The organism is Peptoniphilus sp. oral taxon 386 str. F0131 (assembly GCF_000090945.1).
Lineage (GTDB): Bacteria > Bacillota > Clostridia > Tissierellales > Peptoniphilaceae > Anaerosphaera > Anaerosphaera mikwangii.
This window is the reverse complement of record NZ_GL349422.1, coordinates 1,025,125-1,037,175: the sequence shown is the minus strand read 5'-3', so window position 1 is coordinate 1,037,175 and position 12,051 is coordinate 1,025,125. Positions and strand designations below refer to the sequence as shown.

Here is a 12,051-nt window from a genome sequence, read left to right as displayed (position 1 = left end):
GATCACCGTATTTTTTTATACCATTTTTTCAGGTTTTATATATTTATCAAAGTCTTCGCTACTCATAAGGTTCAGCTCTTTGCAGGCATCCTTTAAAGAACAATTTTTATTATAGGCATATTTAGCTACCTTTGCTGCATTATCATACCCTATTTGAGGGCTTAGCGCTGTTACAAGCATAAGTGAATGATATAAATTGTAATTCATTTTTTCTACATTAGGCTCAATTCCTGAAGCACAATTTTTATTAAAAGAATTAATTGTATCAGATAAGAGTCTAACTGATTTTAAGAAATTATATATTATTACAGGCATAAATACATTTAGCTGAAAATTTCCCTGCGATGCTGCAAAGCCTATAGTCATATCATTTCCCATAACCTGAGCACAAACCATAGTCATTGCTTCTGCTTGTGTGGGATTTACTTTTCCAGGCATTATAGAAGAACCCGGTTCATTTGCGGGTATATTTATTTCCCCAAGACCACATCTTGGTCCGCTTGCTAACCATCTAATATCATTAGCTATTTTCATAAGATTTGCAGCAAGTGCTTTTAAGGCTCCATGTGCATACACAATTTCATCTTTACTGGATAAAGCATGAAATTTATTAAAATCTGATTTAAATTTAAATCCTAAATTTTTTGATAAAATTTCAGAAACATTTTCTCCAAAATTTTTTGGAGCATTTAATCCTGTTCCGACAGCAGTTCCACCAATTGCCAAATTTAATAGTCCATTTGATGCTTCTAAAATCATATTTTTGTTTATTTCAAGCATTCCTCTCCAACCACTGATTTCTTGTGAAAATTTTATTGGAGTGGCATCTTGAAGATGAGTTCGACCTATTTTAATAATATCATAATATTTTTCTTCAAGGTGCTTAAAGGTATCAATTAAAGAATTTATTGCAGGAATAAGTCTTTTATTTATTTCTATTGTAGAACTTATGTGCATAGCAGTTGGAAAAGTATCATTTGAACTTTGAGACATATTTACATCATCATTTGGGTGTATTAATTTTTCTTTTGCTATTTCATTAGCTCTGTTAGCAATTACTTCATTTACATTCATATTTGATTGAGTTCCGCTTCCTGTTTGAAAAACCATGAGAGGGAAGTGACTATTAAGTTTATTATCTATAATTTCATTACATACCTTTGTTATTAAATTATATTTTTTTTCTGATAAATTTGAATTTAAAAAATTTACTTCTGCGCATGCTTTTTTAAGTTCTGCAAGACTATGAATTACTTCTAATGGGACAATATCTGTTCCTATTAAAAAATTTTCATAACTTCTTTGAGTTTGTGCAGCCCAATATACGTTAGAAGGAACTTTTATTTCTCCCATAGAATCTTTTTCTATTCTATACTCCATAATATAATCACCTATCTTTACTAATAATTCCCGGTTTTATCATTTTAAAGGGATTTAAAATATCATCTATTTCATCTATAGGAATCAAATTATCTCTGATGATGAGTTCCTTAATAGATTGTCCTGTTTTTAATGCTTCTTTTGCAATTTCTGCAGCTTTTTCATAACCTACATAAGGATTTATTGCAGTAATCATTCCTATAGAATGTTCAACTAAATGTTTACATTCTTCCTTATTTGCAGTTATATCTTTAATACAATTTTCTGCTAAAGTTATTATTGCACCAGATAAAGTTTCAAGTGATTCAAAAAGATTGAAGAATATTACAGGTTCAAAAGCATTAAGTTCAAGTTGTCCGGCTTCAGCTGCCATTGTTATTGTCATATCATTTCCTATTATATTAAATGCCACTTGATTTACAACTTCGGGTATTACAGGATTTATCTTTCCGGGCATTATAGAAGAACCATTTTGTCTTGCCGGTAGATTTATTTCCCCTATACCTGCTCTTGGTCCAGAATTCATAAGCCTCAAATCATTACTTATTTTAGATAAGTTAACTGCACATGATTTGATTACTCCTGAAACCGATACATAACAATCAAGATTTTGAGTAGCATCTATTAAATCTTCAGCCTGTACAAGATTTAAATTTGTTATTTTATTGAGATTAGGAACAACATTTTTGACATAGTTGACGTCTGCATTAAGTCCGGTTCCTATTGCTGTTCCTCCTAAATTTAAAATTCTAAGCTCATTAGAGACTCTTTTTAATCGCTCAATATCTCTTTTAATTGCAGTACTATACGCATTAAATTCTTGACCTAATGTTATGGGGACAGCATCTTCAAGTTGAGTTCTGCCCATTTTAATTACATCTTTAAATTCTTTCGATTTTAACTCAAAATATGAATTTAATAGTATAAGTTTATCAATTGTTTTTGATATTAATTTTAATGTTGTAAGCTTTCCGCAAGAAGGATAAACATCATTAGTAGATTGTCCCATATTTACATGATCATTAGGATTTATTAATTTATAATTTCCCTTTATAGAATTTAATTTTTCAAGAGCGATGTTTGCTATAACTTCATTTGCATTCATATTAGTTGAAGTTCCGGCTCCTCCTTGAATGGGATCTACTATAAATTGATCATGAAAATTTCCTGAAATTATTTCATCACATGCAGATACTATTGCATTTCCAATATCTTTACTTAAAATACCAACCTCCATATTTGTTATAGCACAAGCTTTTTTAATTTCAGATATTGAGTTTATGAGTTCATCATGCAATTTATGTCCTGTTATAGCAAAATTTTCGCATGCCCTTAAGCTATGTACTCCATAATATGCCTCTGAAGGTATTTTTTTCTCACCTACAGAATCATGTTCTAATCTATATTCATTCATTATATTCCTCCAAAATTAATAAATTTTAATATTATTCTTGATATAATTATAAAATTGGCATAATATATAATCAAATAGATAATGTTATATGTTTTTATAGGTTGGTGACTATATTGTTTAGAGGAATGGAATATGTATATGAAGTGTATAAGGAAAAAAGTTTTTCAAAAGCTGCTAAAAATTTGTTTATATCTCAACCATCTTTAAGTGCAGCTGTAAAAAAGATAGAAGTTGAACTTGGGTTTGATATATTTGATAGATCTACGAAGCCTATAGGTTTAACTGAATTTGGGGAAGAGTACATATTGGCAGCTAAGAAAATACTTGAAATCGAGGAAAATTTTGATAACTACTTGAATGATATTGGAGATTTGAAGGCAGGACATATTTCAATAGGCGGTACAAATTTATTTACATCTTATGTGCTTCCTCCGATACTTTCTGAATTTTCTAAAAAGTATCCAAAGGTTGAGCTTAATATTGTTGAAACCAATACCGCAAATTTAGAAAAATATTTATATGATGGATATTTAGATGTGGTAATAGATAATTATGCATTTGATGAATCGATATATGAAAAGCAATTTTATGAAAAAGATAATATAATTCTCGCTGTTCCGGCTAAATTTAAGTCTAATTTAGAAGCGGAAGATTATAGAATATCATACGATGAAATAATTTCAGGAAAATATTTGAGTGATGAAATACCTATTCTTCCACTAAAAATATTTAAAGATGATCCTTTTATTTTTTTAAAAGAAGGTAATGATACAAGAATGAGAGCTGATAAAATTTGTAGCAGAGAAAAAGTTGAGCCGAATATATTACTTGAGTTAGATCAACAAATGACATCTTTTAACTTAACTTGTTTTGGTATGGGAGTTTCTTTTATAAGTGACTTAATATTAAAAAATGTTGGAAAAAAAGATAATATTTATTTATATAAATTAGAAAGTAATGATTCTGAAAGAGATATTTCTTTTTTTTATAAGAAATACAGGTATATTAAAAAATCAACTAAAGAGTTTTTAAAAATAGCAAAAAATCTTAAGTAATTGCATATGCAATTACTTATTTATTTTATAAAAATGAACTTGTATGATATAATTTATACAGTATTAGGAAAGGAAAATAAGATGGATAATTATGATTTAATAAGAGATAGTAAAGAAAATATTGATGAATATATAAAAAATGTAGAGAAAAATTATGGACATAATAAAAGAGCTAAAATAATAACTCATGGTTGTCAAATGAATGAACATGATTCAGAAAAAATTGAATGGATTTTAGAAAAAATGGGATATGAAATAATTCAAGATTTAGCTGATAGTGATTTAGTTGTATTAAATACATGTTCAGTAAGACATTCTGCAGAAGATAAGGTATATGGACAATTAGGAGTTTTAAAACATTTAAAGAAGAAAAAAAACAACTTAAAGGTAGCCGTATGTGGTTGTATGATGCAAAGAAAAGAGTCTAGAAATTATGTAATAGATAAGTTTGAAAATGTAGATATAATATTTGGAACAAATAATATTTGGAAATTGCCGGAACTTCTTTTAAAAAATTATGAGACTAATAAATTATCAATGGATATAGAAGAAAATTTTAGCGGTATTGATGATACTTTAGGAGCTAACAGGCTGTATCCATATAAATCTTATGTTAACATAATGTATGGATGTAATAATTTTTGTACTTTTTGTATAGTTCCATATACAAGAGGAAGAGAGCAAAGTAGAGATCCAAGAGATATAATAAGAGAAATAGAGCTATTGGCAAAAAACGGGACTAAAGAAGTTACATTATTAGGTCAAAATGTAAATTCATATGGAAAAAACTTACAGAAACCAATAAGCTTTGCAAATTTATTGTACAGAATAAATGAAATCGATGGGATTGATAGAATAAGATTTATGACTTCACATCCAAAAGATATATCGGATGAATTAATATATGCCTATAGAGATTTAGATAAACTTTGTAATTTTTTACATTTACCGGTTCAATCAGGTTCAAGTAGGATATTAAAATTAATGAATAGAAAATATAGTAAAGAAGATTATTTGAAAAAAATTGATAAAATAAAAACTGTAAATCCTAATATAGCATTATGCACCGATTTAATGGTTGGATTTCCTGGTGAAACTGAAGAGGATTTCATGGAGACAATTGATTTAGTAAAAAAAGTTCAGTATGATACATCATTTACATTTATATATTCTAAACGAGAAGGAACTTTTGCTGCAAAATCTAATGAGCAAATCCCGGATAAAATTAAACATGATAGATTTCAAAAACTTATAGATGTCTTATATCCAATTCAGTTTGAAAAAAATAAAAAGAATATAGGACGAAATGTTAAAGTTTTAGTGGAAGATGTAAGTAAGAATAACTCTGAAAATGTAAGTGGTAGAACAGAAGAATTTAAGTTAGTTAATTTTAGGGCGGATAAAAATAAAATAGGTAAAATAGTTAATGTGAAAATAACAGACACTAATACATTTTCTTTAACAGGTGAAATAATTGAGTAAAAAAGAAGAAAAATTAACTCCTATGATGGAGCAATATTTAGAAATCAAAAAAAAGCATAAAGATGAAATTTTATTTTTTAGACTTGGAGATTTTTATGAAATGTTTTTTGAAGATGCAATAATAGCATCTAAAGAACTTGAAATTACTTTGACTAAGAGAAGTAGTACGGGGGAAAACACTCCAATGTGTGGAGTTCCATATCATGTTGCGGATAGTTATATTTCAAAACTAATAAATAAAGGTTATAAAGTTGCAATTTGTGATCAAATGGAAGATCCAAAACTTGCAAAGACAATAGTTAAGAGAGAAGTTACAAAAATAGTAACTCCTGGTACTTTTACTGACTTTAATTATTTGAAAAAAGATGAAAATAATTATTTGTTATGTACTGTAATAAATAATAACAGTATATATTTAAGTTATACAGATTATAGCACAGGAGAATTATATACAACATCAAAAACATTTTTTAATTTTAATGAATTATTAGATTTTTTTATAAATGAATGTTATAGAATAAATCCTTCAGAAATTTTGATTAATAGAATAAAAAACAAGAAGTTAAATTCTATTTTAACATTTTCAAATTTATATATAAATTATATCGAAGATTTTTATGAGTCTATTCATGATATAGAATTTACTAATGAAGAAATCAGTTTAATAAATAATAATATTTTTAATGATATAGAAAACTTAAAAACAACAAACAAGATAAGCGACTATTCCTCAATTTATATATTGATTAAATATTTGATAAAAACTCAGAAAGATAGTTTGGGTCATCTTAATTCAATCATATATTATAACAGTGATGAATATTTGCTTCTTGATGAGAGTTCTAAAAGAAACCTTGAACTTGTAAAGGGAATTAATACCGGAAATAAATCACAATCATTGCTTGAAATTTTAGATAAAACAAAAACATCAATGGGCTCAAGAGAATTAAAGAAGTGGATAGAAGAGCCGCTTCTAAATGAATGTGCTATTAATGATAGATTTGATAAAATAAATGAATTAAAAAGAGATTTATTGTTATTAGATGATCTAAAGCTTCAACTTAAAGAAATATATGATATAGAAAGACTAAGTGTTAAAATTTCAAACAGGACTATAACTCCAAAAGAAATTATATCTCTTTTAATATCATTAAATTCAATTAAAAATATAAAAAATATTTTAATTTCTAGCGATAATTTAACTTTAATAAAAATTGCAGAATCTCTGGATTCATTAGCATCTATAAGAAAAAGAATAGCAGATATTATAATAGATGATCCTCCTGTTAATATTGATGAGAATAGATTTATAAAAACAGGATATTCTACAGAGTTGGATGAATTGTTTGCCGCAAGTGAAAAAGGTAGAGAATGGATACTTTCATTAGAAGATAAAGAGAGAAAAAGAACATCTATAAAAGGTTTAAAAATAAAATATAATAAAATTTTAGGGTATTTTATAGAAGTAACAAAATCTTATTCAAATCAAGTTCCTAAAGATTATATAAGAAAACAAACTTTAGTTGGCTCTGAGAGATACTTTTCTATAGAGCTTAAAGAAATGGAATCTAAATTATTAAGCTCAAAAGGTGAAGCATTTAAACTACAAATGGAAATATATAAAAGTTTAAAAGAATTTTTAGCTAATAATATAATACAAATACAAAAAGTAGCAAAAAATATATCAAAATTAGATGTATTGGTATCTCTATGTACTGTTGCAATTGATAATAATTATGTAAGACCTTCTATAAATAAAAATGGTATTATTGAAATTAAAAATGGAAGGCATCCAATAGTTGAATTAAAATTGCAAGAAGAACTATTTGTTCCAAATGACACATTGCTTGATACAAATAATAACTTAATTCACATTATAACAGGGCCAAATATGGCAGGTAAATCTACATATATGAGACAGGTGGCAATTATTGTTATAATGGCTCATATGGGCTCTTATGTGCCGTGTGAATCAGCTAATATATCGCTAGTTGATAAAATCTTTACAAGGATTGGAGCTTCAGATAATTTAGCTAAAGGGGACAGTACTTTCATGGTAGAGATGAAAGAAGTTGCAAATATAGTTAAAAATGCAACTAAAAATTCTTTAATAATTTTAGATGAAGTCGGCAGAGGTACAAGTACTTATGATGGACTTTCTATAGCCTGGGCTCTAGTAGAATATTTGGTGACAAATATTCATGCAAAGACATTATTTGCTACGCACTATCATGAATTGGTAAATTTAAGTAATAAATATAATAATATAAATAACCTTACAATATCAGTTGAAAAGCAAAATGATTCAATTGTATTTTTAAGGAAAATAGTTGAAGGGTTCAGCAATAATTCTTATGGGATTGATGTTGCAAAACTTGCAGGAATAAATGATTTTATAATTCAAAGATCAAATGAAATTCTTGAATTTATTCAAAACAATGAAGATATGAATATAAAAAATAATATTGCAAAGAAAGATAAAATAAAGGTTAGTCAAAAAACTATTTTTGATATGAAGAAAGATGAATTTCTAAAAAAATTAAGCACACTTAATATTAATTCATTATCACCAATAGAAGCACTTAATTTATTAAATGATATTATAAATGAGGTAAATGATATAATATGAGCATTATACTTTTAGATGAAGCCACTATAGCTAAAATAGCTGCCGGTGAAATAATAGAAAATCCGGCATCTATAGTCAAAGAGTTATTAGAAAATTCAATAGACGCTAAAGCAAAAAATATAATTGTTGAAGTTAGAGGAAATATAGGAAGTTATATAAGAATAACGGATGATGGAATAGGAATGGATAAAGATGATCTAAACTTAGCATTTTTACGTCATTCTACATCAAAATTAAAAACTGCTGAAGATTTGCATAATATAGTATCACTTGGATTTAGAGGTGAAGCATTAGCTAGCATATCGCATATAAGTAAAATAGAAGTTTTAACAAAAACTAAAGATGATTTATCCGGAACACGAGCAGAAATTGAAGATGGTAAAATAGTAAAAATGAACAGTATTGGATTACCTGTCGGAACAACTTTTTATGTAAAAGATGTATTTTATAATATGCCTGTAAGAAAGAAATATTTAAAATTAGATAATACAGAATTTAATTATATTTATGAAGTTGTACAAAAAATAGCATTAGGGAATCCTGATATATCAATAAAATTAATAAGAGATAATAAAGTTATTTTAAATTCATCAGCAACTGATAATTTGAAGAATCATATATTTTCTATACTTGGAAGAGAAGTGGCATCAAATTTGATAGAAGGAAACTTTAGTTCTAATTCTTATAAAATAAAAAGTTTTATATCCGATAATAAATTATATCGATCTAATAGGTATCATCAGTACATTTATATAAATGGTAGATATGTTAAAAATTTAGATATATCTAAAGAAATAGAAAAACATTATTATTCATTGATACCGTTAAATAGATATCCCGTATTTTTATTATATATAGACATTGATCCTATACTTGTTGATGTAAATGTACATCCTAAGAAACATGAAGTTAAATTGTCGAAAGAAAATAATATACTTGCAATTTTATCTGACTTAGTTGATGAAACTTTATATCCTAATAGAAGCATTATAAATCCAATCAAAGAAGAACCAAAAGAAAGAAATATAAATATTTTTGAAATGTTTAAAGAAGTTGATTCTGAACAGAATACTCAAAATAAAACAGAAAATTTTATTTATAATAATTCTATAGAAGAATTTGAAAGTAAAACGAATGCTTTTTTTGAAGAACAGAAACATATTTATAACAATACAAACAATACATGTGAAAATAATGAAGATTTTAAAAATATCAATAGCTCATTAGAGAATTCAAATACGAATAATAATGAAGATAGTAGTAAAATAGATTGTGATTTATTAAATACAAGATTAGTTGGGATACTTTTTAAAACATTTATAATTTTGGAAAATTATTCTAAAGGAAGGTGCTATTTAATAGATCAACATGCTGCACATGAAAGAATATTATATGAGAAATTTAAGGAACAGTTTGAAAATTCCGAAGTATTAAGCCAAATTTTGATTACTCCTGAAATAATAGAGCTTAGTGTAGAAGAAAAAGAAAAATTGGAAAATAATTATGAATTATTTAAATCATTGGGATTTGAAATTGAAGAATTTGGAGAAAATTCAATAGTAATTAGACAAGTTCCAATGATTTTTGGACATGGAGTAAGATATGATTTTATTCATGATACGATAGATTCTTTAGATAAGATAAAACAATCCAGTTATGAAGTTGATTCATATAAAATTATGAAAAAAGCTTGTAAAGCTGCTGTTAAAGCAGGAGATGAGTTATCTGATATGGAAGTTCAAGCATTGATAAAATCTCTATTAGAATGTAAAAATCCCTACACATGTCCTCATGGACGTCCTACAATTATTGAACTAAAAAGTTTAGAAATAGAAAAATTATTCTTAAGGGAGTGATTAGTTGGACAATCTTTTAATATTAACAGGACCTACTGGAATAGGGAAGACTGAACTTTCTTTAAGTATATCTCGAAAATATAATTGCGAGATAATATCTGCAGATTCAATGCAAATTTATAAAGAAATGGATATTGGAACAGCTAAAATAAATATAAACGAAACGGATATACCACATTATATGATTGATGTGGTATATCCATGTTATGATTTTAGTGTTGCGGATTTTAAAAAACAGTCTGTCAGCTTAATAAGTGAAATAAATAAAAATGGGAAACTTCCATTTATTGTGGGGGGTACAGGATTATATATAAATTCTTTAGTTTATGATTTGAGTTTCCAAAGAGTAAAAAAAAATGAAGAGTATAGAAACTATTTGGAATCTCTAATTAATAAAAATGGTGTATTGTATTTGTATGAAAAACTAAAAGAAAAAAATATCAATATTGCAAATAAAATAGATAAAAATAACAGAAATAGGATAATTAGAGCATTAGAAATTTTAGAATTTTCGAGTGATGGAGAATATGAAAATTTAAGAAAAGAAAATAATAATTATAATTTACTTTTTTTAGGAATTAATATGAAAAGAGAAAAATTATATGAAAAAATAAATAACAGAGTAGATTTAATGATTGAACAAGGTTTAGTTCAGGAAGTAAAGTTTTTATTAAATAAATATAAAAACTGCGAATTAAATAGCTTTAAAGCAATAGGATATAAAGAAATAATATCATATTTAAAATCGGAATTAACATTGGATGAAGCTATAGATTTAATTAAGAAAAATTCAAGACATTATGCAAAAAGACAAATTACATGGTTTAAAAGAGATAGTAGAATAATTTGGTTCGATAAAGATGATAAAGATTTAGAAGAAAAAATTATGAATACAATAGGAGAAAAATTTGGAAAAATATAAAAGTTTATTATTGGATAATTATAATATAGATAAGTCTATAATTAATTTTGTAGATGAATGTGAAAATTTACTTATAGAAAAATTTAATGATAGAAAAAAAATAAGCCAATATAATCAAGTAAAAATACTTAACAGTATGCAAAAAAATAAACTACAGGCTACTGATTTTAATTGGACGACAGGATATGGTTACGGTGATATAGGTCGTGAAAAAGTAGAAAGTATTTATAAAGATATATTTAATACTGAAGATGCTTTAGTTAGGCCTAATATAGTTAGTGGAACTCATGCTATATCTCTTGCATTATTCGGAATTTTAAAGCCAAATGATCATTTTATATATGCATCAGGAACACCATATGATACTTTATTAAAAGTTATTGGAGTTAACGGAACAGAATATGGAAATATGCTTGAAATGGGTATAAAATATTCTGAAATTCCATTAAAGGATAATTTAGTTGACATAGATGGGTTAAAAGATGAGATCCGTCCTAATACAAAATTAGTTTGTATACAAAGATCTACAGGATATAGCAATAGAAGAGCTTTAACTATGGATGAAATCAAAAAATCAATTGAATTAATAAAAGAAATTAATAAAGATATAATAATTTTTGTAGATAATTGTTATGGAGAATTTACAGATATTAATGAACCTACTGATTTTGGAGCGGATTTAATGGCGGGATCATTAATTAAGAATCCGGGTGGTGGACTTGCATATTCCGGAGGATATATAGTGGGTAAACACAATTTAATAAATAGAATATCTAATAGATTAACAGCTCCCGGAATAGGTAAAGAATGTGGACTTAGCTTTGGGATGACAAGACAAATATTACAAGGATTATTTATTTCTCCGAAGGTTGTTGAAGATGCTATAAACTCTGCTCAACTATTTTCTTGTGTATTTGAAAAATTAGGATATAATTGTATTCCAAAAACAGATGATATTAGATCTGATATAATACTTTCGATAGAATTAAAAAATCCTGAAAAACTTAAACAATTTTGTAGGGCAATACAAGAAGCATCTCCTGTTGATTCACATTTTTTACCGGAACCATGGGATATGCCTGGATATGAAGATAAAGTAATAATGGCAGCAGGTGATTTTATAGAGGGCTCATCAATAGAATTATCTGCTGATGGACCTATGAGAGAACCTTATTTTGTATATTATCAGGGAGGATTGACATATTATCATGCAAAATTTGCACTTTTAAAAGTTTTATCAAATTTTAAAAGTAATGGGTTTTTAGATATTTAGATGTATAGAATATAGAAAAAATGTCGTAACGTTACGTACA

Annotated in this window: 8 protein-coding genes; 6 read left to right on the top strand and 2 right to left on the bottom strand. The window is 26.6% G+C overall.

Going from position 1 to position 12,051, the window contains the following annotated elements:
* Window positions 1-15: 15 nt before the first annotated feature.
* Window positions 16-1,380 carry a class II fumarate hydratase gene (gene fumC / locus HMPREF0629_RS04905; protein WP_009222244.1) on the bottom strand — a complete coding sequence of 455 codons (1,365 nt, stop codon included), beginning with the start codon at window positions 1,378-1,380 and terminating at the stop codon, window positions 16-18.
* A 7-nt stretch (window positions 1,381-1,387) separates the two neighbouring features.
* Window positions 1,388-2,794 carry an aspartate ammonia-lyase gene (locus HMPREF0629_RS04900; protein WP_009222243.1) on the bottom strand — a complete coding sequence of 469 codons (1,407 nt, stop codon included), beginning with the start codon at window positions 2,792-2,794 and terminating at the stop codon, window positions 1,388-1,390.
* Window positions 2,795-2,907: 113 nt separating this feature from the next.
* Between HMPREF0629_RS04900 and HMPREF0629_RS04895 the strand changes: the two genes are divergently transcribed.
* The 6 genes from HMPREF0629_RS04895 (at window position 2,908) to HMPREF0629_RS04870 (ending at window position 12,011) form a co-directional block, all read left to right on the top strand.
* Window positions 2,908-3,849, top strand: coding sequence for a LysR family transcriptional regulator (locus tag HMPREF0629_RS04895; protein WP_039856645.1), 942 nt, complete (start codon window positions 2,908-2,910; stop codon window positions 3,847-3,849).
* 81 nt (window positions 3,850-3,930) lie between these two features.
* Window positions 3,931-5,331 carry a tRNA (N6-isopentenyl adenosine(37)-C2)-methylthiotransferase MiaB gene (gene miaB, locus HMPREF0629_RS04890; protein ID WP_039856868.1) on the top strand — a complete coding sequence of 467 codons (1,401 nt, stop codon included), beginning with the start codon at window positions 3,931-3,933 and terminating at the stop codon, window positions 5,329-5,331.
* Window positions 5,324-7,960, top strand: coding sequence for a DNA mismatch repair protein MutS (gene mutS / locus HMPREF0629_RS04885; RefSeq protein WP_369688056.1), 2,637 nt, complete (start codon window positions 5,324-5,326; stop codon window positions 7,958-7,960). Before miaB ends, mutS begins: the two co-directional genes overlap by 8 nt.
* Entirely contained in the window at window positions 7,957-9,816 is a 1,860-nt protein-coding gene (gene mutL / locus HMPREF0629_RS04880; protein WP_009222239.1) for a DNA mismatch repair endonuclease MutL, read from the top strand. The genes mutS and mutL overlap by 4 nt, the downstream gene beginning before the upstream one ends.
* A 4-nt stretch (window positions 9,817-9,820) precedes the next feature.
* Window positions 9,821-10,738, top strand: a complete 918-nt coding sequence (gene miaA / locus HMPREF0629_RS04875) for a tRNA (adenosine(37)-N6)-dimethylallyltransferase MiaA (RefSeq protein ID WP_009222238.1) — start codon at window positions 9,821-9,823, stop codon at window positions 10,736-10,738.
* Window positions 10,725-12,011: a methionine gamma-lyase family protein gene (locus HMPREF0629_RS04870; protein WP_009222237.1), complete on the top strand. Its 1,287-nt coding sequence runs from the start codon at window positions 10,725-10,727 to the stop codon at window positions 12,009-12,011. Before miaA ends, HMPREF0629_RS04870 begins: the two co-directional genes overlap by 14 nt.
* Window positions 12,012-12,051 lie beyond the last annotated feature (40 nt).

What these genes read in the sequence shown, in the direction of transcription:
- fumC (WP_009222244.1), bottom strand. Translation starts at nt 1,380, where the DNA reads ATGGAGTATAGAATAGAAAAAGATTCTATGGGAGAAATAAAAGTTCCT.
- HMPREF0629_RS04900 (WP_009222243.1), bottom strand. Translation starts at nt 2,794, where the DNA reads ATGAATGAATATAGATTAGAACATGATTCTGTAGGTGAGAAAAAAATA.
- miaB (WP_039856868.1), top strand. Translation starts at nt 3,931, where the DNA reads ATGGATAATTATGATTTAATAAGAGATAGTAAAGAAAATATTGATGAA.
- mutL (WP_009222239.1), top strand. Translation starts at nt 7,957, where the DNA reads ATGAGCATTATACTTTTAGATGAAGCCACTATAGCTAAAATAGCTGCC.